Raw genomic sequence first — 23,175 nt, forward strand, 5'->3', positions numbered from 1 at the left:
TTGATAAGATTGAAGTTAGAGATTAATAATGTGTTGTAGGAAGGATTAAACATATGGCTGAAGAAAGAGCCCTAAATGACCAAATGGTTGCTCGTCGTCAAAAGATGAAGGCCTTGGTTGATGATTTAGATTTAGACCCCTTTGGAAAGCGCTTTGACCGCGATTCAATGGCAGGTGACTTACACGCTCAGTACGATCAAAATACCCTTGATGACTTAATGGAAAATCAGCATGAGGTGATTATTGCCGGTCGTATGGTCGCTAAACGTGGTGCCGGTAAGGTTATTTTTGCTGATATCCGTGATGCCTCTGGTAAGATTCAAATTTATGCTCGTCGTGATGATTTAGGTGACAACTATCCAATTATCAAGCGGGCTGATTTAGGTGATTTTTTGGGTATCAAAGGAATCATGATGAAGACTGAAGCCGGTGAATTAACTGTTTTGGTAACTCATTTGACTCATTTGGCAAAAGCCTTGCGACCAATGCCAGATAAATATCACGGAATTTCAGATGTGGAAACCCGTTATCGTAAGCGTTATTTGGACTTGATTGCTAACGAAGATTCATTCCGGAAGTTTCAACAGCGTTCTCACATTATTTCAGCCATTCGTCATTATATGGATGGCCAGCATTTCTTAGAAGTGGAAACTCCAATTTTACAAACCCAGGCGGGTGGAGCTGCTGCGCGTCCCTTTGTGACCCATCACAATGCCTTAAACATTGATATGTATATGCGAATTGCCACTGAGTTATATCTCAAGCGTTTGATTGTTGGTGGTATGGAACGGGTCTATGAAATTGGCCGAATTTTCCGTAATGAAGGTATGGATCCAAAACATAATCCTGAATTTACTTCCTTAGAATCTTATGCTGCTTATTGGGATTTTAACGACGTTATGAATGAAACTGAGGGTATTTTTAAGGCGGCCGCTAAGTCAGTTTCACCGGACTTAAAGATTACCTACCAGGGAACGGCCATTGACTTGAATAAGCCTTTTGCTCGTCAGCATATGGTTGATTTAATCAAGAATCGGACCGGCGTTGACTTCTGGCCGGCTATGACTTTGGAAGAAGCGCAAGCCTTGGCTAAGCAACATCATGTTCAATATGAAACTTATTGGCAAATTGGGCATATCATCAACGCTTTCTTCGAAGAATATGTCGAAGACACATTGACTCAGCCAACATTTGTTTATGGTCACCCAGTGGAAGTGTCACCTTTGGCTAAAAAGAATGCTGATGATCCACGTTTTACAGATCGATTTGAGCTCTTTATTATGGGCAGTGAATATGCCAATGCCTTTACTGAATTAAATGATCCAATCGATCAGCGGGCCCGTTTTGAAACCCAAGCAGCTGAACGAGCTGAGGGTAATGATGAGGCGGAAGGAATTGATGAAGATTTCCTAGAGGCCTTAGAATACGGTATGCCACCTACAGGGGGCTTGGGAATTGGAATCGATCGGTTAATTATGTTGTTAACTGATTCAGTAACGATTCGTGATGTAGTTTTATTCCCAACCATGCGTCCTGAATAAAAATGTTGACAGAAATGTCATATATTAGGTATAATGATTAAGTTGTGTGAGCGACTTAATTCCGACTTAGCTCAGTTGGTAGAGCACCTGACTGTTAATCAGGTTGTCGCCGGTTCGAGCCCGGCAGTCGGAGTAATCAAAACCAGTAAGCTTAAGGTTTACTGGTTTTTTCGTATGATAATATCATGAAAAACGATTGACACTTTTATTTAAGCATGGCATAATATAATAGTTGTTTTAAAGACAATCTTATTCCGACTTAGCTCAGTTGGTAGAGCACCTGACTGTTAATCAGGTTGTCGCCGGTTCGAGCCCGGCAGTCGGAGTATTGCCGACGTAGCTCAGTTGGTAGAGCACGGGTATCGTAAACCTGGGGTCGAAGGTTCGAATCCTTTCGTCGGCATTTACAGTAAAAATTAGGATAATAAAAACGCCTTCATATAGGCGTTTTTTATTTGTTTTATAAGAGTGTTACTTTCATTAATCTCTATAATTTTCGTACATTGTTTGTACGTTAAAATCTTGGTAAATCTAGCAAACTGTTTTGATCACGATACTTGGCATCAGTGGCAATGCTAGTCGCGCTTTCAGCCGTATTTTGGATGACAGGAATCGGTTCACCACTTGCGTTAACATAGGAATAGTGATTGCCCTTTTGGATTTCCATGGCAATCCGCTGGACTGATTTGACGATATTGGTATTTAATCCTAGATAGTGATGCATATTTTGATCAGCTACTTCGGCACCAATTAAAATGGCTTCGTTACCATCTTTAGCTGTCAGTCCTTTTTTGACTCGGACCTTAATAATTTGATAATCACTCATTATCGAACTCCTTTCAAGGTACTTATATTTTATCCTAAAATACTAGTATAAGTGTTCTAAATAAGATTAAAATAAAAATGTTACGAATTTATATTTACAAGGAGTTACTCAGCATGTGTACAATTTACAGCTTCACCGAAAAAGAAATGAGCGGCCAAACAATCGATTTTAATCAGTACCGGGGTAAAGTCCTGTTGATTGTGAATACGGCCAGTAAATGTGGTTTAGCGCCACAATTAGAAGGCCTAGAAGCTTTATATCAGGAATATCAGTCTCAAGGGTTAGCAATTCTTGGTTTGCCTTCTAATCAATTTCACCAAGAAATTGCTGCCGATGAAATAAGTCAGTATTGTCAGCTACATTATGGGGTTACTTTTCCTATGACTCAACCAGTGCTAGTCAACGGGGAAGGAGAAGATCCGCTTTTCACCTACCTCAAACAGGCTGCTGGTCATGGGCGAATCAAATGGAATTACACAAAATTTTTAATTGGTCGTAACGGACAGATGATTCATCGCTATTCACCCACTACAGCGCCCGCTAAAATGTCATCTGACATTCAACAAGCTTTAAATAGCTAGAAAAAAGCCAGCTTATTATGAGCTGGCTTTTTTAGTACTAAATTCGGTAAAGAATAGCCCCATTAGGAAACTATCGTGGTAGCAACCTTCCGCAAAATAATGCTGGCGTAGTTGACCTTCTTCTTGAAAACCTAATTTTTTATAAATATGAATGGCGGCTGAATTATTGACATCCACGTATAGGTAAATTTTATGTAAATTAAGGACATTAAAGGCGTATTCAATCCCTAATTGCATACCAGCTTGAGCTAAACCCTGTCTCTGATATTGTGGATCAACAATGATTTGAATTTCGGCATGCCGATGAATCGTGTCGATTTCAACTAGTTCAACAATTCCGGCAAAATCACCTTCAACCTCAATCACAAATCGCCGTTCTGATTGATCTAAAACATGTCGATCGTAAAGGATGCTCAATTCGTCAAAGGAAGTATAAGGTTCCTCAAACCACAAGGCCATTACCGGCCGAGAATTTTGCTGGCGGTATAAATGGGGGAGGTCCTTTTTCTCTAAGGGACGAATATTCATGATTGTATGCTCCTTTTTTTAGTAAAAAAGACGATATCAATCGATACCGTCTTCAATATTGCCCCTGCTGGATTCGAACCAGCGCATAGTGGCACCAGAAGCCACCGCCTTACCGCTTGGCCAAGGGGCAATTACTTGATATATATTACCCGAAAATTAGATGAATTGCAAGCTGTAAATTTTAGAAATTAAGGAAACTGTCCTCATTTGCCAAAGAAGACTAGACCAATTATAATGGATTGTGTAATAAGTAACGACTACTTTGAGAGAGTAGTTAAATTGTGAGGGATAGGATTATGTCTTTACCAAGATATATTGAAATACACAACGAAATTTTGGCTCGAATTACTGCCGGTGAGTGGCAAAAAAATCAACGCCTACCTGCGGAACGGGACTTAGCTGAATCATTTAATGTTTCCCGAATGACCTTACGTCAGGCCATTCAAACCTTAGTAGATGAAGGTATTTTGGAGCGGAAGGTTGGTTCCGGTACCTATGTCGCTGAGAAAAAAATATCTGAACGAGTACTAGGAGTCACTAGTTTTACTGATTTGATGGCTAAAAGTGGTCGCGTCGCCCAAACCGTAACGGTTAGCTATAAAATCACTATGGCCTCAGCTTCAGAAGTTGAACATTTACAGTTAGATCCTGGGGATGAAGTTTTGGTCATGGAGCGTTTGCGACTGGGAGATGACACGCCAATCTTGTTAGAGCAAACTACCTTACCGGTTAAATTAGTCAATAATTTTACCCGTTCTGATTTAACGGAGTCATTGTATGCCACCTTAATTCAAGCGGGCATTCAGCCTGGACATGCTGACCAAACAGTGACAGCTAGCTTGGCCACTGAGCGTTTGGCAGACTTCTTACAAATTAAACGTGGTGATCCAATTTTATCCGTCCGTCAAGTTTCTTATGATCAAAATGATGTTCCTTTTGAATATGTTCGTTCCTACTATGTTGGTGAGCGTTTTGAATTTAAATTAAGTCGTTAAGAAAAGGCTGTGCAACTTTAAATTGCACAGCCTTTTTTTATTTATGATTTAAGCGTTTGGCTAACCAGTCACCAACAAGTTGAACAATTAACACAAAAATAAGAACTAATAGGGTTGCTACCACGGTTGTATCGGTTGCAAAGCGGTTATAACCGTAGGAAATAGCCATGTTTCCTAAGCCACCAGCACCAATGGCACCGGCCATGGCAGTTAAACCAATTAGACTAATTAAAGTTACGGTCGAAACTCGGATAATTTCTGAACGACCTTCACGGAAATAAACCCCAAAAACAATGTCAGTAAAAGTAGCACCAATTGATTGAGCCGCTTCGACAATACCATGATCAACTTCACTTAAAGCAACTTGAATTTGACGGGCATAGAAAGGAAATACTCCCAAGGATAGTGGTACTAAGGCAGCAGCTGTACCAATCTGGGTACCGACAATGGCTTTAGTAACTGGTGCAATGAAAGCCAGCAAAATAATGAAAGGTACGGCTCGGAAAATGGAGACGACTTTATCTAAAATCCAGTATAGCGTTCGGTTAGGAGTAATGCCATCAGAGGCAGTCACAATTAGGCCAATACCAAAGATTAAGCCTAAAATACCACCAAAAATAGCTGACCAGAACGTCATATAAATGGTTTGAACGATGGCGGTCCACCAACCGGTATCGCCAGTCCAGCCTTGGTAGATTACATTGGGGAAGGTTTGTGAAATCCAATTACTCATAGGGCATGTGATCCTTTCAATATTTCTACGTTAACACCAGCTTGCGCCAACTGAGCAATACCAGCGGTTAATTTGTCTTGCTCACCAGTTAAAATAACTAGCAGCGACCCAACTTCGGTTCCTTGTAAAATTTCAATATCACCATATAAAATATTGGCGACAATTTGGTACTGTCGATATAATCCAGCAATTAAGGGTTCGTTCGTATTATTACCAGTGTAGGTTAACCGGGCAAAAATCTGGTTCTCTTGTAAGTTTTGAACGAGGGCTTGTTGGCTAACCGTGGCAATTGCCTGGTCTAAATTAGTGGCAGTTTCGATAAATTCCTTGGTTAATTGCTCTTTGGGATTAGCAAAAATATTTAGTAGGGAGCCTCGCTCAATGATTTGCCCATTTTGCATAACGGCAACCTTATTAGCAATCTCCTTAACGGCCTGCATTTCGTGGGTAATCAGGAGGATGGTTAAACCGTATTCTTGGTTTAACTTTTTCAAAAGGCCTAGAATCTGATTAGTGGTTTTAGGATCGAGGGCTGAAGTAGCTTCATCGGAAATTAAAATTTCAGGATCATTAGCCAGTGCCCGAGCAATGGCGACTCGCTGTTTTTGTCCACCGGAAAGTTGGGAAGGGTATTGTTGTGATCGGTCACTGAGTTCAACTAACTTCAAGAGTTCGCCGACCTTATCGGCTTTTTGGGTGTCCGATAGTTTGGCATGTTCCAAAGCAAAGGCTACATTTTCAGCAACAGTTCGTTCATTTAGGAGATTAAAATGTTGGAAAATCATTCCAATTTTACGTCGCTTTTGCCGTAATTGATTACTGTTAATAATTTTGGCGTGGCTTTGATTAGTTTGGCGGTCAAAGAAAGTACTGTCCTGAACGATAACCTGGCCACTAGTAGGGACTTGGAGTAAATTAACCGTTCGAACTAGCGTTGATTTACCAGCTCCAGAATAACCGACGACCCCATAAATATCACCGGATTGAACCTCTAGGGAGACATTTTGAACGGCGTTGATGGTTTTGTTTTTTTGCCGGAAGGTGACATTAATATTTTTTAAAGAAATGATTGATTCAGTCATGGCATAAAGTGTGCCGGCGGGCACTTCCCTTTCATATTATTGGTAGCTAGCGATGAGCGCTTTAATTAATTGAATATGTTCTTGGTAGTCAGTTAGCCGAATATTTTCATTGGGTGCATGATCACGAGACTGACTATTACCAATACCAAAACCCACAATCGGCGCGGGAATAGCATTATGGACATAAGCCATCGGACCAGTACCGGCCGAAGTTGGCATAATCACTGGATCTGTTGGATAAATATTTTGCGTCAGTTCAATAACTTTTAAAATATTTTCATCTGACATATCACTACGATAACCGAGTTGACTCAAGGTTTCTTCGATAATTAAGTCCGTAAATCCAGTCTGATTAAGTTGGGTCCGTATTTGCTCTAAGACAACTTTGGGGGTCATTCCTGGAACTAAGCGAACATCTAATTTGGCGCTAGCCTGATGGGGTAGAATTGTTTTAACACCAGGACCTTGATAGCCACTGGCGAAACCTTCAATATTGAAGGTCGGTTCAAAATAGAGTTGGTATTTTAATTCTTGATCAGAAAGTTGGGTTAATTGCCCAGCATCCAAACCTAAACTTTGGGTTAATTCCTGTCGATTGAAAGGGATTTGATTCACTAAATCAAGTTCACGTTGATTGGGTTTTTGGGCAGCTTGATTAAAGGCTGGAATTGGGATTTTTCCAGTTTGATCACGTAGGGAATTTAGTCCAGCAATTAACCGCCAAGTAGCTGAATCGATGACGCCCGCCCAGGAGGAATGGAGGTCATCTTGACCAGTTTGACTGCTTACATTAAAAGTAACAATTCCTTTGTTACCACCGATAATTTCTAGCTGACCCTGACTATTTTTATTACCAGATTCCCAAATGGTTAAATCAGCCTGTAATTCAGGATGTTTAGCTAAATAATCATTTAAATGTAAGGAAGCGGATTCTTCCGCACCTTCAACGATAAACGTGATATTAACTGGAAGAGCATCGAAATCATTCAGGTATTGGGCTAAAGCGGTCATTCGTGCAGTTAGGTTTCCCTTATCATCATTAACACCTCGACCAAAGAGAAAATTACCTGCTTGGCGTAACTGCCAGGGATTACTTTCCCATAAATCTAGTGGTTCCGCCGGTTGGACATCGTAATGATTATAGATTAATAAGGTTTTTGCATTTGGTTTAGGACTATGGAACTGGGCAATCACTAGCGGTGCGAAGTAGGCATCATCAACTGTGACCTGACCACCTAGTTCAATAAAAGCCTGGGCAATTAATTGGGCGGTTTCGGGTAGATTCAAGCGTTGGGCGGAAACCGAGGGAATAGCCACTAAGTCCTTTAATAAATGAAGGTATTTATCTTGAATAGTTGTCATAGAATCCTTTCTGCTACTTGAATCGTAGGTTAAAAGTTACTTCTTATAATCCCAAACAGTTACTTCGGCACCGTGGTAGTTCTTTTCGACTAATTCCTTGGTCTTGGCAGTTTGAATGGACTTAACGACATTTTTATAAGTTTGATTGTTTTCATCCTTTTTGTTAGCCGCGATGAAATTGAAGAACTGGGTGGTATTTTTATTCAAACCTTCAACATAAATTGCTGAGTTGAAATCAATCTTAGCTGACTTAGCAAAGTTGGTATTAATGACTGCCCCAGCAAACTGAGGATCTTTCAATGACTTAGCCGTTTGTGAGGCATCGACTGCGGTGATCTTTAAATTCTTGGGATTTTCGGTAATGTCCTGGGTGGTTGCCTTGTTGGTGTCCTTTAACTTAATTAAACCGGCTTCGGCTAATAAATGTAAGCCACGATTTTCATTGGTTACATCGTTGGCAACGGCAATTTGATCACCATTATTAAAATCACTGATGTTCTTATAGTTACTAGAGTAAAGGCGAAGAGGTGTCGTCCAAGTATCCCCAATGGAAACGATGTCAGATTTATTAGCTTTATTCCAATTTTCTAAGAAAGGATAGTTTTGGAAAGCGTTTAAATCAATATCATGGTTGGCCAGGGCCTTGTTGGGTTGAGAATAATCATTGAATTTAACAGTTTTTAAGGTAATGCCATACTTTTCTTTGGCAGTTTTGATGGCATTGTCCCAAATTTCATCTTCACTTTGATCACCGGCCATGACCCCGATTTTAACGGTTTTATTAACATCTTGGGGATGGTTGAAAAAACTAAAGTAAGCGGCAATACCGATACAGATAACTATTAGACTGGTGATGATTTTGGATTTCTTGCTCATATTCTTTTCTCCTCAATAATAAACAATTTAGGTAACAAAAAAATCGCTCCTGTAGGATATACAGAAGCGATTTACGCGTTACCATTCTGAGATTTCGCTGTTTGATTACTCAAACAGCTGCTCACTAACCATCGGACATCGGGAGATGATCCTAGTCGAATGGTGTGCCTGGTAACGAGGGCCAATCCGTCATATGCTAAACGGTAAACCGATTCGCACATGCCAATCACAGATCATTTTCACTAACGCCCGCATGTCACCTCTCATCAACCGGTGACTTTCTGATTTTTGTTGGTTAGTTACTTTTCTGCTCAACTTGTTTGTTACATGTAGGTACATCTTAATCATATTTATTAAAATTGTCAAATTATTTTTTGGATAGGTATAGAATAAAATTAATAATGGTTAGTTGGAGGGTGTTGGATGGAACTTCTAAAGGAAAATCAATATTATTATAAAAAAGATTTACAGGACATTTGTCGCCAACATGGCTGGTCTACCAGTGGGACTAAAGCACAGCTTTTAGCCTGTATTCAATCTGGTGGTAAACGGGGAGGTGACCAACCTGCCCGCAATCATAAAATAAGACTAACACTCGATCAAATTTCACCAGAAATGCCGCTGATTAATTCGGGCTTTTCCTTTAATCAAGTGGCACGCGACTATTTTGCCAACTATTATCAGGTGGCTAATTTTCATTTCACAAAACAAATGGCCACCTTATGTCGTTTAGCCCAAAAGAATCAAGACTCAAGTATCCATGTTTCTGATTTAATGGATATTTATGAAGGCAAGCGTTTTGGTAGCTTAGATGATGAAGATGAGGCCAGCTATCAATGGAATAATTTCGTTCATGACTTTTTTGCTGATGATAGCCTGCCAGCTGAAAAGAATCTGCACATGGCGGCGCAGCTGTGGCATTTTGTGAAAAATCGTCCGCAAGAAAATTCTTATACTAGTGATTTATGGCGTCAGTATCAAGCTCAACAAAAATAATTGTCTTATTAGCGAACTATCTGATAGAATACAAATATAGTAAATTTCTGAGGGAGTAACTGACGAAATATTCGTGGCCAAATCGTCAAAGCAAAACAGCAATGTTTTATATCGCGCTCAGCGCCGGTTTGGCATTAAACAGTGAGACTCATATGGGTGTTTTTTGGCGCCGGTATGGGTCTTTTTGCTTTTGTGCAGGACTCACCGGTAAAAATAAAGGAGAAGAACTGAATGGAAAAACCATTTTATAATCAAAGTGCGACTGAGATTTTAGAGAAGCTGGATAGTGGTCAACAGACTGGTTTGTCGGCCCAAGTGGCCCAGCAACGTTTAGATACCAACGGGCCTAACCAACTCAATGCTGCTAAATCAACGACTTTATGGCAAAAGTTTATTGATCAATTTAAAGATCTGATGATTATTATTTTGTTGATAGCCGCTTTGATAGCCGCTTTTACGGGTGAATTGACGGATGCAATTTTCATCTTGGCAATTGTCGTGATTAACGCTATCTTTGGTGTCTTTCAAGAAGCGAAGGCCGAAGGGGCGATTAACGCTTTAAAAGAAATGTCGACGCCCAAAGCTAATGTGATTCGTGACGGTTGGGATGGCGAAATTTCTTCAACTGACCTAGTCTTAGGCGATATTGTTCGGCTAGAAGCCGGGGATGTGGTGCCAGCTGATTTGCGTTTACTGGAATCAGCTTCCCTACAGATTGAAGAATCAGCCTTAACTGGTGAATCAGTGCCGGTTGACAAAGTGGATATTCAATTAGACCAAGTCGATTTACCGTTAGGGGATCGAACGAACTTAGCCTTTATGAATACCAACGTGACCTATGGACGCGGTTTGGGTGTTGTGATTGCAACTGGTATGGGTACTGAAGTTGGTCATATAGCTGGCGCCTTAGAGGCCACCGATGAAACCAAAACCCCCTTACAAGAAAACTTGAAGCAACTGGGCCGAGTTTTGACCTACTTAATTTTAGCTATTGCTGCCTTGACCTTTGTGGTTGGCACGCTTCGGGGACAAGAATCCTTGGTAGATATGCTGTTAACATCGATTTCTTTGGCAGTAGCAGCTATTCCAGAAGGATTGCCAGCCATTGTCACGATCACCTTAGCCTTGGGAACAACTCGGATGGCTGCCCGTCATGCCTTGGTTCGTAAATTACCGGCAGTTGAAACCCTGGGCTCGACTGATATTATTGGTTCGGATAAAACAGGAACTTTAACTCAAAACAAAATGACAGTGGAAAAGATTGTCATTGATGGGAAAATTGAAGATGCTGCCAATACGGCGACGTTGAGTGGATCGGCTCAACGACTAGCCGATATTATGGCTCTTAATAATGATACAAAGCGGACCGATGATGGTCTAATTGGGGATCCAACCGAAACGGCATTAATTACTTTTAACGAAAATCATCAACGTGATTTAGATCGCTTATTTGCAGAAATGCCCCGTCTTAATGAAATTCCTTTTGATTCTGAACGGAAATTAATGTCGACTGTTCATCCAGCACCGGAAGGATACTTGGTAACAACTAAGGGAGCACCGGATGAGCTGTTGGCTCGAGCAAATCGCATCGAAATTAATGGTAATATTGTGCCATTAGATGAAGCCATGCATGAAAAATTATTAGCGCTTAACTCTGACATGGCTCGTCAGGCCCTACGAGTACTGGCTTTTGCTTATCAAATTTTACCAGAAGAACCTCAGCAGATGACTTCAGACGCTGTTGAACATGACTTAGTTTTCATTGGTTTTGTTGGAATGATTGATCCTGAACGACCCGAGGTGGCTCAAGCTGTTCAAGCCGCCAAAATAGCTGGTATTCGGCCAATTATGATTACTGGTGATCATCGTGACACAGCGGCTGCGATTGCTATTCGTTTAGGTATTTTGGACGATAAAGACCTTGATCAAGCTGTTATTTCTGGGTCTGATTTAGATGCAATGTCCGAACAGGAATTTGATGATCAAGTTACTAAATATAATGTTTATGCTCGAGTAGCACCAGAACACAAGGTTAAAATTGTTAAAGCTTGGCAAAAGCGAGGTAAGGTCGTGGCCATGACTGGGGATGGGGTTAATGATGCCCCCGCCCTAAAAACGGCTGATATTGGGATTGCCATGGGAATTACTGGTACGGAAGTTTCTAAGGGTGCGGCCGATATGGTCTTGGCCGATGATAATTTTGCTACCATCGTCAATGCCGTTGAAGAAGGACGTAAAGTCTTTTCTAATATTCAAAAAGCTTTGCAGTATTTGCTGGCTTCCAACTTAGCCGAAGTGGTTGCCATCTTTGTGATGACCCTCTTAGGGTGGCATATCTTAGCACCAGTTATGATTTTGTGGATTAACTTAGTCACTGATACGTTACCAGCGATTGCTTTAGGAGTTGAACCAGCCCAACCAGGCATTATGCAGCGTAAACCCCGAGGACGCCAAGCTAGCTTCTTGTCCGGTGGGGTTGGACCAGCTATTATTTGGCAGGGACTCTTACAGGCTGCAATTGTCTTGGGCGTCTACGGATTTGCCTTGGTCTTTCCAGATCATAGTGGTAGTCAATTGATTCATGCGGATGCATTAACGATGGCCTTTATGACTCTGGGCTTGATGCAGATGTTTAATGCTATTAATGTGAAATCCGTGTATGGTTCACTTTTGGGTAGCCATGCCTTTCAAAATAAATTCTTCAATTGGTCCTTGTTATTCTCGGTCTTAGCAATGGCTGCTGTAGTTTTGATTGAACCGCTAAATCCAATTTTCCATGTTTCTCATCTTGATGCCTATCAGTGGGCGGTGGTCATCCTAGCGGGGATGAGTATCATTTTAATTGTTGAACTGGTAAAATGGATTCAACGCTCACTATTTAATAAAGGATAAAATATCGTGCCTAAATTTAACCCCAAACAAATTCAACATTACATTCAAGCCCTACAAGAAATTTTGTCGACTACCCAAGATGCTGCTAATCATGTATCCCCCTACTTTGTGAAGTTAGATGATGCTCGTCAGGCTAACCAATTAGCGGAGATGTCAGCCGTTGATTTTGCGGAAATCAAGGCGGAATTTGACGATGTTGTGACGATTTATCAAGAAAATGCCACCAAGCTAGCCGACTTAAAGGCGCCGGTTCGTTGGTTAGGAGTCAACAAGTCCTTGGTTAATAACTATCAAAAGTATGCTGAAGCAACCGCTATGATGGCTAATGCTTTAGACGTTGACCAGCAAACCATTGATGAAGTTAAGTTTAGTCAGTCCGAAGAAGACCAACAAACTTACCTAGCTAAAGTTCAGGCCAATGTTGGTAAGATTTTTGGTACTGCTGGTTAATGATTAATATATAACCAAGTTAAAAAGCAACTCAGTCGAGTTGCTTTTTAATTTGTGCTAGAGTTGCTAGGGTAAAACCACCTCGGTTAATTTTTTCCCGGAGAGGGCTTAGATTAGTTTGCCAGCTTTCGTATTGTTGGGTTGAAATATTTTGAACTTGTGAGAGTTCTTCTAAACTACTGATGGTAAAGCCAATTTGTTTTTCCGTAATAATCTTTCCAATCGTACTTTCTTCCCAGGCGATTAGCGGTAGGCCAGCGCTAAGGTAGAGGCTGGCCTTGTGGGGGGCATTAATGCGAGTATATCGTTGGTAATATCGGTCATCAAAATCGTCATCCCACAGTAGACCAAAGCCACTATTAAGTTCTCGTGGCAACTGGTCTGGAGCATAGTTACCGCGCAGATGAATGGGTTCTGGTAAACTCAAGCTCTGCCATTTTTTAGGCTGATGACCAAAAACTTCAATCGGGTAGTCATTATATTCTTGTAGCCAGGGGGATTTTTGAAAAGTGCCGGCAAAATTAATTGTGTGGCTATACTGGGCTAGTCCAGGCGATTCGCTTAAATAATCAAAGAGGGGCTGAACTATAAAAGGTCCGGTAATCCCTTGTTCTTTTAGGCTCGTTATCATGGCCGAGGAATGGGCAATAATTAAATCATAGCCCTTTAATAAATCAAATTCCCATGGGTCGGTTTTATGAAGCCGAAGTGGTTCGATATCATGAATTAATAGGATGCTCTGTAGTTGGCGGGTCTTTAAACTGGCCAACCAATTTTGCTCAAAGCTAGCGCTCATATAGGTGGGAAATTGATGTAGGACGGTATCGCCTGGTTGAGTTCCTTGTAACCACTGATTAATTTTTTCTTGGCGAGTTTGGTCGTCAAAACGTTGATCGTTATACCGTGCTAACGGTAATATTTGCCAGCCGGCTGATTGGGCAATCTTAGCATAGTCTCCTTTAGCTTTTAAGGCTCCCAAAGGCATCCAGGGTTCAATTGTTTGCGTGATAAATCTGGTCATGTCAGTATTATAGCATGGGATAAAAAGGGAATTTTATAAGGTAATGAAACGATTTTTATGAAAAAATACTAATTTGTTTATTATTAAAAAATGAATAATGCTAGAATAAAACAAGTAACCACGCGAAAGGGAAGCAGATTATGGCAAATCAATCTAATCAATGGCTAAAACAAGCCCAGAAATATCAAGCAGAATTATTAAAACGACTGGAAGCACTGATTGCCATTCCTTCGGTATACGACGCTCAAACTGCTAATGTGAATCAACCATTAGGCGCTGGTGTGGCAGCAGCCTTGAGTTATTTAGAAAATATGGCTCGCCAGGATGGTTTTAAGGTTCGACGAACGGCCAAAAACATGGTGACGGTAATTTCTTTTGGTCCTCAAGATGCTACGCAAACGGTAGGGATTTTGGCTCATACCGATGTTGTTCCAGGTGGAAGCGATTGGACGGTTACCCAGCCTTTTGAGCCCAAAATTGTTCATGGTTGCCTTTATGGCCGGGGTACCCACGATATGAAATCAGATTTAATGGCCGCTTATTTTGCTATTAAGCAGTTACGGGATAATCAGTTTCAACCAAAACGCCGGATTGAACTAATTATTGGTAGTGACGAAGAGAGTAACTGGCGCGATATGGATAATTATCTAGTGGATAATCCTGAGCCAACTGTGAGCTTTTCACCAGATGGAGCTTTTCCAGTAGTTCCCGGCGAGATGGGCTTTTTGACCTTATCGATTGATTTTACCGGTAATAATCAAGGTTCATGGGGTTTGGCTAAATTTGATGCTGGTAATCGTGACAATGTCGTCCCAGGTCGAGCTGAGGCGCTGATTCACTTACCACAAGATCAAACCCAAATCGTGTTACGCGCTTATGAAGATTATTTAGCCAATCAGCCTGATTTAAGTGGGGAAGCCACAACTAGTGATGATGATCAGACCCTACACTTGTTGTTAAACGGGGTTGCAGCGCATGGTGCCTATCCACAATTGGGTCAAAATGCGGGAACCTATTTAGCTAATTTTTTGAGTCAATATCCATTTGAAGGACAGGCCCAAGCCTTCTTGCAATTTATCGGCCAACAAAACCACCAAAGTCCTTTTGCTGACAAGTTAGGTTTACGTTTCCATAATGATATTATGGGTGATTTGGTGATGAATGTTGGACAAATGCACTTCACTGATAAAAAGCCCAGTGAAGTTCATATTAATTTCCGTTATCCTGAAGGTATCACTAAGGTTGCCATGATGACTCAGGTTCAACGACATCTCCGTGGCTTACAGGCTAGGGTGTATCTCCACCATAATTTTATTAGTCATCCCCATTTGGTTGATTTAGATGATGAAATTGTCACTACTTTAGAACAGGTTTATGCGAATCAAACTAATACAAAACCTAGTTACAATATTTCTAACGGTGGTTCGTATGCTCGTTTGTTTAACCGCAGTGTTGCCTTTGGGGGTCAATTCCCTGATGTAGAGATGACCAGCCACCAAGCGGATGAGTATGTGGTCATTGATAATATCAGCCGCGCGCAAGCAATTTTTGCTGAAAGTTTAGCTCGTTTATCTGATCATTTAGATTAAATGTAAGTAAAGTTCACATTGCTATGGGACCAATCATTTTTTTTTGATAGAATTAGGATATTATGAAGAGAATATTATTATTACTAACAACATTTATGGCTGGTTTGGTAATGGTTAGCCAGGGTTTGACAGCTTCAGCTGATACAACGCCAAACTACGTCATCACAACTGATGCAACTTATCCGCCTTTTGATTTCCAGGATAAAAATAATCAATATGTTGGTATTGACCAAGATATCCTAAAAGAAATCGCTAAGCGCGAGGGGTTCACTTACACGCTTAAGCCAATGAGCTTTAATGCGGCGACACAGTCAGTAACTTCTGACCAAGCCGATGGGGTCATTGCCGGGATGTCAATCACTGATGAGCGTCGTCAAGTGTTTGATTTTAGTACTCCCTACTATAAGTCTGGAATTGCTTGGGCGGTAAGTAAGGATTCTAAGGTTAAGTCCTTGGATGATTTGCGTGGTAAGACGGTGGCGATTAAAACTGGAACATCGGGGGCTAACTACGCCCTATCAGTTCAAAAGAAGTACGGCTTTAAAGTGACTTACTTCAACGATTCTGAAACCCTCTACCGCGATGTTATCAATGGTAATTCGGTGGCTACTTTTGGTGATTTACCGGTTTTGCAATACAGTATTAAAAACGGTACCCAATTAAAGGTCATGAACCCTAAGGATCCCTTTGAGGCCGGTGAGTACGGCTTTGCAGTTAAAAAGGGTGGCAACGCCAAGTTATTAGCTTCCTTCGATAAAGGCTTTGCTGAAATTAAAAAAGATGGTACATACGACAAAATTGTCAATAAGTACCTAGATGCTTCGGCTAGCACTTTTACGGGAAATAAAGCTAATAGTACTACAGTTTGGGGTATCTTAACTTCAAATAAAAAGGCCTTTCTTGATGGCTTGTTTGAGACCATCTTACTAACGGTTATGGGGATTTTCCTAGCATCAATTTGGGGAATTATCCTTGGTATTATGGGAATTAGCCAAAATAAGTTTGTGCGTGGAACCGCCACAACGATTATTTATATCTTCCGTGGGTTGCCAATGATGGTTTTGGCCTTCTTCATTTATATTGGTTTGCCAACTGCGATTGGCTTTAAGATTCCGGCCTTTGTAGCAGGGGTTATCACCTTGATTTTAAACGAAGGAGCTTATACTGGAGCCTTTGTTCGGGGTGGCTTTGAAGCGGTTGAGCGGGGACAGATGGAAGCCGCTCGTAGTTTGGGACTATCCTATGGGGTTGCTATGCGTAAGGTAATCATGCCACAGGGTATCAAGATTATGGTGCCAAGCTTCATTAATCAGTTTATTATAACCTTGAAGGATACTTCGATTCTTTCGGCAATCGGTATCTTGGAATTAACGCAAACTGGAACCCTGATTGTTTCTCGAAATTCACAGGGCTTCAAGGTCTGGGCAATTATTGCTGTGATATACTTGGTAGTAATAACGTTACTAACATGGTTAAGTAATTGGGTAGAAAAAAGGACAAAGGCATGAGTGAACAGAAACAAGTAAAAGTGCATGTTGAAGACGTCAATAAGTCATATGGTAGTAACCACGTATTGCGTGACATTTCATTAGATGTTCATCCTAACGAAGTGGTTGTTATGATTGGCCCTTCTGGTTCAGGAAAGTCAACTTTCTTGCGGATGCTTAATCAACTAGAAATGCCTGACAGTGGCACAATTTTAGTTGATGGTTATGATATTTTGGATAAAAAAACGGATATTAATAAGGTTCGTGAAAATATCGGAATGGTTTTCCAAAACTTTAATTTGTTTAATAACTACACGGTTATTCAAAATGTAATGTTGGCACCTGTTCAATTAGGTAAGATGGGCAAGGAAGAAGCCGAAAAGCGTGCTCGTGAATTGCTAGAAACTGTTGGTTTAGCTGATAAGGCCGACATGTCTGTTGGCTCTTTGTCTGGTGGACAAAAGCAGCGAGTGGCCATTGCTCGTGCCTTAGCTATGGATCCGGATATTATGCTTTTTGATGAACCAACTTCGGCTCTTGATCCTGAAATGGTTGGCGATGTTTTGGATGTTATGAAAGATTTAGCTAGGTCAGGAATGACAATGATTATTGTGACCCATGAAATGGGCTTTGCTAAGCAAGTTGCCGATCGAGTTGTTTTCTTTGAATCGGGTAAGATTCAAGAGTCTGGTGAACCAGAACAAATTTTCAATGCCCCTAAGAATGCTCGTCTACAAGAGTTCTTAAGTAAAGTAATGCAGGCATAATGAACAAAGGGGAAGGGTGGCAATTTGCCACCTTTTTGTGAGGGGAAAGAAATGCAAAAAAAAGGAATCATTTCGTTACTGGCAGCAGTAGCTATGATGTTTGGTCTGTGGCAATTTGCTAGTCAGCCGACGGCCGCGGCCGATGAGCCAAATTATATTATTTCAACTGATGCTACTTACGCGCCGTTTGATTTCCAAGATAAGAACAACCAATATGTCGGTATCGACATGGATATTTTAAAAGAAGTTGCTAAGCGAAAGCACTTTACCTATACGCTTAAGCCAATGAGTTTTAATGCTGCTGCTCAAATGGTTGCTAACGGTCAAGCTGACGGAATTATCGCCGGAATGATGATTACTGATGAGCGTAAACAGGTTTATGACGTATCTGTTCCTTATTATCAATCTGGGGTTGCCTGGGTGGTCAAAGATGGCAGTAAGGTTAAAAGTCTTGAGGATTTAAAGGGTAAAACCGTTGCCTTAAAAACTGGGACTGCTGCTGCGACTTATGGTAAGTCTTTACAAGATAAGTACGGTTTTAAGATTAAGTATTTTAATGATACCGATACCATGTATAACGATGTCGTTAATGGGAACTCAGCAGCAACCTTTGAAGATATGCCAGTTATTTCTTATGCCATTAAGAATGGTATGAAATTAAAGGTAATGAATGCCAATGACTTGGGAAATGCTGGGGGCTGTGGATTCTTTGTCAAAAAGGGTGAGAATGCGCAACTATTAGCTGATTTCAACCAGGCCTTTGCTGAAATGAAGCAGGACGGCACTTACGATAAAATTATTGCTAAGTATTTAAATGCCAAGCAATCGACTTTTGCTGGTGATAAAAAAGATAACAATTCGGTTTGGGGTATTCTGACTTCAAATAAGAGTGCTTTTGCTAAGGGCTTGTGGGAGACCGTTGTCTTAACTGTATTTGGCATTATCTTTGCTTCCCTATGGGGTCTGATTCTAGGAATTATGGGTATCAGCCAAAATAAGTTTTTCCGCGGTTTAGCAACAACAATTATTTATACTTTCCGTGGATTGCCATTGATGGTCTTAGCCTTCTTTATTTACATTGGATTACCAGGTGTAATTGGTGTTAAGATTCCAGCCTTTACCGCTGGTTTGATTACCTTGATTTTAAACGAGGGAGCCTATACCGGTGCTTTTGTTCGAGGTGGGTTTGAAGCTGTCGATAAGGGTCAAATGGAAGCTGCTCGTAGTTTGGGATTACCTTATGGGTCGGCTATGCGTAAAGTGATTGTGCCCCAAGGGCTTAAGATTATGGTGCCAAGTTTTATTAACCAATTCATCATTACCTTGAAGGACACATCAATTCTTTCGGCAATCGGTATTTTGGAATTAACACAAACTGGAACCCTGATTGTTGCTCGTAATTCACAAGGATTTAGAGTTTGGGCGATTGTTGCGGCCATTTACCTAATTGTTATTACTTTGTTGACCTGGTTAAGCAATTGGGTCGAAAAGAAAGTTCGTTAAAAATTAACCGCCATTTCGTAAAATGAAGTGGAGGTTTTTTTATTTATGTTGATGGCAATTGATGAATATAATCGTTATATTAGTGCGCATCAGGTTCAAACTACAATGGCATCTTATTTTTGTCCAGCCTGTCGACAGCCACTAATTTTAAAACGAGGTGAGCATAAAGTGGCTCATTTTGCCCATCGTGATTTATCAGTCTGCCAACACACCTTTAGTGAGGGAGAATCTAGTACTCATTTAACTGGTAAATTAGCTTTATATCAATTATTAAAGGGCCAGGGGACTATTCAATTAGAACCGGTCTTAGCAGCAATTGATCAGCGACCGGATTTACTATGGCAGCATCCTCAAAGCGGGATGATTGCCATTGAATATCAGTGTAGCCCGATATCAGCCAAGCGCTTGGCCGAACGTAATCAGGGTTATCGGTCTCAGGGCATCAGTGTGTATTGGATTTTAGGACCAAAATATTATCATAAAAACTTACGACCTCAAACAATTCAACGTTTTATCCAGGCGGGCGTTTTATATTTTTATTTACCCTCGGATAATTATTTACGCTGTCAATCGAACTGGCTAAAAGCTGATTTTCAACGTTTAAAATACTGTGAAAAAAAGGTCAGTAGACTGGAAAATTTGAGTTTTACAGTTCCGATTACTGACTTAAAAGCTAACTATCAACGTCAAAAATTACAGCAATTAATGTTACAAAAACGAGTTGATTCAGCCCTAATTGATTACTTATACCAGCAGCACCGTCGCTTGGATCAAGTACCTGATTGGATTTTATTAGGGACGACTTTTGGCCTTAAGGTGCCTAATTGGCATTTTCGACTGGTAATTTGGCTGTTATTGGCTCCTTTTCAAGATCAAACAGTCCTGACCATAACTTCCTTAGTCAAACGCCTGGAACCTTATTTTATCTTGACACCCGAGCAAGTTTTTCTATCGGTTAAAGAAGTGCTGCTTGACTTACAAAAAGGTGGGCATATTGGTTTAGCTGATGGAGAAATTCAAGTTTTTCACTTACCAGTCTGGCGGGATTAGACTGGGGATGTGATAAAATTAGGAAAAGATAAAGGAGGAACTGTACGATATTTGTACAGTAAATTTATATGGCACAGATTACAAGACAAGCAGTTCCGGAAGAATTAACTTGGGATTTAGCTTCCATTTTTGCCAGTGATGATAATTTTGAACTGGCTTTTCAAGCTGTCGTGCAGGCAGCTGAAGCATTGCAGCAATATCAAGGGCAGGTGGGCACGAGTGCGACTTCCTTGGTAACGGCCCTTCAAGCTGATTTGAAGCTAGAGCGTCAGTTTGAAAAGGTGTTTGTCTATGCTCACCAAAAATATGATCAAGATACAACTAATGATCAATATGCAGCCTTGAATGCCCGAGTACAGAGTTTATATGCCCAAGTTAGTCAGGCCACGGCCTTTATTCAACCCGAAATTTTAGCCATTCCAAATGAAAAGTTAGACCAGTACCTAGCTAATCCAGTTTTAAAGCCTTATCAGCACTTTTTAGCAGTTATTCTCCAGCAAAAAAAGCACACTTTGCCCGCTGACCAAGAAGCCTTGTTAGCCGGTGCCAGTGATATTTTTAATGCTTCACAACAGACCTTTGGTGCTTTAGACAATGCTGATATTGAATTTGGGACGGTTACTGATGAAAATGGTCAAGAAGTTGAATTGACCAATGGTTTGTACTCAATTCTATTGCAGTCGCAGCAAGGTTCAGTTCGGCAAGAGGCTTTTGACCAACTCTATGACGCTTATATTGGTTTAAAAAACACCTTTGCTTCAACCTTGTCAGCTAACGTCAAAACGCATAATTTTTTGGCTAAAACCCGTCATTATCAGTCGGCTCGTCAAGCCGCAGTGACGCCCAACCAGATTCCTGAAGAAGTGTACGATACTTTGACACACAGTGTTAATGAGCATTTACCGTTACTACACCGCTTTGTGGCTTTACGAAAGCAAGTTTTAAAGTTAAATGATGTACATCCCTATGATTTGTATGTACCGTTAGTTGAGGAAATTGATTATAAAGTTACTTATCAGGAGGCCCAAGAAATTGCTGTAAAGGCCTTAGCGCCTTTGGGAGAAGATTATATAGCGATTGTGAAAAAGGCATTTGCTCAGCGTTGGATTGATGTGGTTGAAAATAAAGGAAAGCGTAGTGGAGCTTACTCAGGCGGGTCTTATGATACTCATCCATATATCTTGCTAAACTGGCAGGACACTTTGGATAATGTTTATACCCTAGTACATGAAATGGGGCATTCGGTCCATTCTTACCTAACTCGTCATAATCAACCCTATCACTATGGGGATTATCCAATTTTTTTGGCGGAAATTGCCTCAACAACTAATGAAAGTTTATTGACTGATTATTTGTTGCAAACCCATACCGAACCAAAATTTAGAGCCTATGTGTTAAACCAATACCTAGATGGCTTTAAGGGGACGGTTTTCCGGCAAACTCAATTTGCTGAGTTTGAACAGTGGTTGCACGAACAAGATGCTGCTGGGCGGGCCTTAACTGCCGATGTGATGAGTGAATATTATGGTCAATTAAATCAAAAGTTTTACGGACCTGATCTTTTCCCAGATGAACAGATTGCCTATGAATGGGCAAGAATTCCGCATTTTTACTATAATTTCTATGTTTATCAGTACGCAACCGGAGAAGCAGCCGCAACCACTTTGTCCGATAAAATCTTAAACCAAAATGGTGCGAGTGCTTACAAAACTTATCTAAAAGCTGGTTCTTCTGCTAATCCTTTGGATGTGATTCAAGCTGCTGGGGTTGATATGCGTAGTAGTGCCTACTTAGACCAGGCCTTTGAACTCTTTGAGGCCCGTTTAACAGAATTAGAAACATTGCTAACACGCTAGGAGGATCGGATGACAAAAGTACTAGTATTTGATGGCGTATCTCAGGTAGCCGTCCAAACCTTACAAAAAGCTGGTTTGGAAGTGGTCAGCAGTCCACAACATCAGGATCGTGATTTTACTGACTATCCAGATATTGAAGCCATGATTTTAATGATGCATCCTATTACGGCTGAAATCATGGACAAACTGCCCAATTTAAGGGTGATTGCCCGTTTTGGCGTGGGATATGACAACGTTGATGTTCAAGCTGCTAGAGACCGGGGAATTGAGGTCACTAATACTCCTGGAGCCAATGCCACGGCCGTTGCTGAAACAGCGATTACTTTGATGTTAATGGCTGGGCGCTTTTTTGCCAGTCGACAAGCTCAAATTACTGATCCGGCGGCTAAAAATTATGCCCAAAGGCATCCCGGTATTCAATTATCAGATAAAACAGTTGGGATTTTAGGATTTGGACATATTGGTCAAAAGATTGCCCATATGTTAACTGGTTTTAACGCCAAAGTCTTAGTGTATGCTCGTCATGATTATCCCGTTGCTAACGGACACATGGCTAATTTAGATGAAATTTTTACCAAGGCTGATTACGTTGTTTCGGCTCTTCCAGGAACACCTGCTACCCATAATTTAATTGACCAAGCAGCCTTTAGAAAGATGAAGACAACGGCTGTTTTAGTCAATGTTGGTCGTGGATCAGTGGTGGACGAACCGGCTTTGATTCAAGCATTAAAAACTGGTGAGATTGCTTCGGCTGGTTTGGATGTGGTGGCTCAAGAACCAATTCGAGCTGATAATGAATTGCTAAGTTTACCTAATGCCTTTGTCCTTCCGCATGTTGCTTCAGTTTCTCAGGAAGCTTTGGATGAGGTTGGTGTTTTAGCTGCCCAAAATATATTACAAGTTTTAGCTGGTAAAAAAGCTTTGAATCCAGTTAGCGAAAAGGGCTGACGATAAGTATTGAATTTGTTATACTTAATTTGCGTTGAATGACTTAGTAATAGTAACCAAATGCCAGCGAGCGGTGAATAGTGGAAGACCGT

The 23,175-nt window shown here is 40.9% G+C and carries 20 protein-coding genes and 4 tRNA genes; 16 read left to right on the forward strand and 8 right to left on the reverse strand.

Going from position 1 to position 23,175, the window contains the following annotated elements; translation table 11 throughout:
* Positions 1 to 53 precede the first annotated feature (53 nt).
* From lysS to M4974_RS02895, 4 genes are all read left to right on the forward strand, one after another.
* Positions 54 to 1,541, forward strand: coding sequence for a lysine--tRNA ligase (lysS, locus tag M4974_RS02880; protein WP_248706007.1), 1,488 nt, complete (start codon positions 54 to 56; stop codon positions 1,539 to 1,541).
* A gap of 60 nt (positions 1,542 to 1,601) precedes the next feature.
* Positions 1,602 to 1,674: transfer RNA gene (locus M4974_RS02885), tRNA-Asn, on the forward strand.
* A 120-nt stretch (positions 1,675 to 1,794) separates the two neighbouring features.
* Positions 1,795 to 1,867, forward strand: a tRNA-Asn gene (locus tag M4974_RS02890).
* A gap of 4 nt (positions 1,868 to 1,871) precedes the next feature.
* Positions 1,872 to 1,944 (forward strand) — tRNA-Thr (locus M4974_RS02895).
* 111 nt (positions 1,945 to 2,055) lie between these two features.
* Here M4974_RS02895 and M4974_RS02900 read toward each other — a convergent pair.
* Positions 2,056 to 2,367 carry a hypothetical protein gene (locus M4974_RS02900; RefSeq protein WP_248706008.1) on the reverse strand — a complete coding sequence of 104 codons (312 nt, stop codon included), beginning with the start codon at positions 2,365 to 2,367 and terminating at the stop codon, positions 2,056 to 2,058.
* A 113-nt stretch (positions 2,368 to 2,480) separates the two neighbouring features.
* On the opposite strand from M4974_RS02900, the gene M4974_RS02905 reads away from it, so the two are divergent.
* The gene (locus tag M4974_RS02905; protein ID WP_248706009.1) at positions 2,481 to 2,948 is read left to right on the forward strand and encodes a glutathione peroxidase; all 468 of its coding nucleotides are present in this window, start codon (positions 2,481 to 2,483) and stop codon (positions 2,946 to 2,948) included.
* Positions 2,949 to 2,963: 15 nt separating this feature from the next.
* Here M4974_RS02905 and M4974_RS02910 read toward each other — a convergent pair whose 3' ends face one another.
* Positions 2,964 to 3,476 (reverse strand): GNAT family N-acetyltransferase, encoded by a 513-nt coding sequence (locus M4974_RS02910; protein WP_248706010.1) that lies wholly within the window; start codon positions 3,474 to 3,476, stop codon positions 2,964 to 2,966.
* Between the two features lie 58 nt (positions 3,477 to 3,534).
* Positions 3,535 to 3,606: transfer RNA gene (locus M4974_RS02915), tRNA-Gln, on the reverse strand.
* A 166-nt stretch (positions 3,607 to 3,772) separates the two neighbouring features.
* Between M4974_RS02915 and M4974_RS02920 the strand changes: the two genes are divergently transcribed.
* Positions 3,773 to 4,471, forward strand: coding sequence for a GntR family transcriptional regulator (locus M4974_RS02920; RefSeq protein ID WP_089938477.1), 699 nt, complete (start codon positions 3,773 to 3,775; stop codon positions 4,469 to 4,471).
* Positions 4,472 to 4,508: 37 nt separating this feature from the next.
* On the opposite strand, the gene M4974_RS02925 is transcribed toward M4974_RS02920, so the two are convergent.
* The 4 genes from M4974_RS02925 to M4974_RS02940 are packed head-to-tail and all read right to left on the reverse strand — an operon-like array spanning position 4,509 to position 8,524.
* On the reverse strand, positions 4,509 to 5,204 hold the full coding sequence (locus M4974_RS02925) for a methionine ABC transporter permease (protein WP_248706011.1): 696 nt from the start codon (positions 5,202 to 5,204) through the stop codon (positions 4,509 to 4,511).
* On the reverse strand, positions 5,201 to 6,286 hold the full coding sequence (locus M4974_RS02930; RefSeq protein ID WP_248706012.1) for a methionine ABC transporter ATP-binding protein: 1,086 nt from the start codon (positions 6,284 to 6,286) through the stop codon (positions 5,201 to 5,203). The genes M4974_RS02925 and M4974_RS02930 overlap by 4 nt, the downstream gene beginning before the upstream one ends.
* Before the next feature lie 36 nt (positions 6,287 to 6,322).
* The gene (locus tag M4974_RS02935; RefSeq protein ID WP_248706013.1) at positions 6,323 to 7,648 is read right to left on the reverse strand and encodes a M20/M25/M40 family metallo-hydrolase; all 1,326 of its coding nucleotides are present in this window, start codon (positions 7,646 to 7,648) and stop codon (positions 6,323 to 6,325) included.
* A gap of 36 nt (positions 7,649 to 7,684) precedes the next feature.
* Positions 7,685 to 8,524, reverse strand: a complete 840-nt coding sequence (locus M4974_RS02940) for a MetQ/NlpA family ABC transporter substrate-binding protein (RefSeq protein WP_248706014.1) — start codon at positions 8,522 to 8,524, stop codon at positions 7,685 to 7,687.
* A gap of 423 nt (positions 8,525 to 8,947) precedes the next feature.
* On the opposite strand from M4974_RS02940, the gene M4974_RS02945 reads away from it, so the two are divergent.
* The 3 genes from M4974_RS02945 to M4974_RS02955 all read left to right on the forward strand — a co-directional run bounded on the left by M4974_RS02945 (position 8,948) and on the right by M4974_RS02955 (position 12,862).
* Positions 8,948 to 9,520, forward strand: coding sequence for an SAP domain-containing protein (locus M4974_RS02945; RefSeq protein ID WP_248706015.1), 573 nt, complete (start codon positions 8,948 to 8,950; stop codon positions 9,518 to 9,520).
* Positions 9,521 to 9,751: 231 nt separating this feature from the next.
* On the forward strand, positions 9,752 to 12,412 hold the full coding sequence (locus M4974_RS02950) for a calcium-translocating P-type ATPase, PMCA-type (RefSeq protein WP_248715738.1): 2,661 nt from the start codon (positions 9,752 to 9,754) through the stop codon (positions 12,410 to 12,412).
* A gap of 6 nt (positions 12,413 to 12,418) precedes the next feature.
* Positions 12,419 to 12,862 (forward strand): chemotaxis protein, encoded by a 444-nt coding sequence (locus M4974_RS02955; protein ID WP_248706017.1) that lies wholly within the window; start codon positions 12,419 to 12,421, stop codon positions 12,860 to 12,862.
* 31 nt (positions 12,863 to 12,893) lie between these two features.
* Here the strand turns inward: M4974_RS02955 and M4974_RS02960 are convergent, their stop codons facing one another.
* Positions 12,894 to 13,883: a sugar transferase gene (locus M4974_RS02960; RefSeq protein WP_248706018.1), complete on the reverse strand. Its 990-nt coding sequence runs from the start codon at positions 13,881 to 13,883 to the stop codon at positions 12,894 to 12,896.
* Between the two features lie 140 nt (positions 13,884 to 14,023).
* On the opposite strand from M4974_RS02960, the gene pepV reads away from it, so the two are divergent.
* From pepV to M4974_RS02995, 7 genes are all read left to right on the forward strand, one after another.
* Positions 14,024 to 15,472 (forward strand): dipeptidase PepV, encoded by a 1,449-nt coding sequence (gene pepV / locus M4974_RS02965; protein WP_248715739.1) that lies wholly within the window; start codon positions 14,024 to 14,026, stop codon positions 15,470 to 15,472.
* 62 nt (positions 15,473 to 15,534) lie between these two features.
* Positions 15,535 to 16,980, forward strand: coding sequence for an ABC transporter substrate-binding protein/permease (locus M4974_RS02970; RefSeq protein ID WP_248706020.1), 1,446 nt, complete (start codon positions 15,535 to 15,537; stop codon positions 16,978 to 16,980).
* Positions 16,977 to 17,726, forward strand: a complete 750-nt coding sequence (locus tag M4974_RS02975) for an amino acid ABC transporter ATP-binding protein (RefSeq protein ID WP_248706021.1) — start codon at positions 16,977 to 16,979, stop codon at positions 17,724 to 17,726. Before M4974_RS02970 ends, M4974_RS02975 begins: the two co-directional genes overlap by 4 nt.
* A gap of 51 nt (positions 17,727 to 17,777) precedes the next feature.
* Positions 17,778 to 19,229 (forward strand): ABC transporter substrate-binding protein/permease, encoded by a 1,452-nt coding sequence (locus M4974_RS02980; protein ID WP_371831392.1) that lies wholly within the window; start codon positions 17,778 to 17,780, stop codon positions 19,227 to 19,229.
* A gap of 51 nt (positions 19,230 to 19,280) precedes the next feature.
* Positions 19,281 to 20,279, forward strand: a complete 999-nt coding sequence (locus M4974_RS02985; RefSeq protein WP_248715740.1) for a competence protein CoiA — start codon at positions 19,281 to 19,283, stop codon at positions 20,277 to 20,279.
* Positions 20,280 to 20,347: 68 nt separating this feature from the next.
* Positions 20,348 to 22,135 (forward strand): oligoendopeptidase F, encoded by a 1,788-nt coding sequence (gene pepF, locus M4974_RS02990; RefSeq protein ID WP_248706023.1) that lies wholly within the window; start codon positions 20,348 to 20,350, stop codon positions 22,133 to 22,135.
* A gap of 9 nt (positions 22,136 to 22,144) precedes the next feature.
* Positions 22,145 to 23,083: a phosphoglycerate dehydrogenase gene (locus M4974_RS02995; RefSeq protein WP_248706024.1), complete on the forward strand. Its 939-nt coding sequence runs from the start codon at positions 22,145 to 22,147 to the stop codon at positions 23,081 to 23,083.
* The last annotated feature ends 92 nt before the right edge of the window (positions 23,084 to 23,175 follow it).

Origin of the sequence: Convivina praedatoris (genome assembly GCF_933208495.1) — a bacterium.
GTDB lineage: Bacteria > Bacillota > Bacilli > Lactobacillales > Lactobacillaceae > Convivina > Convivina praedatoris.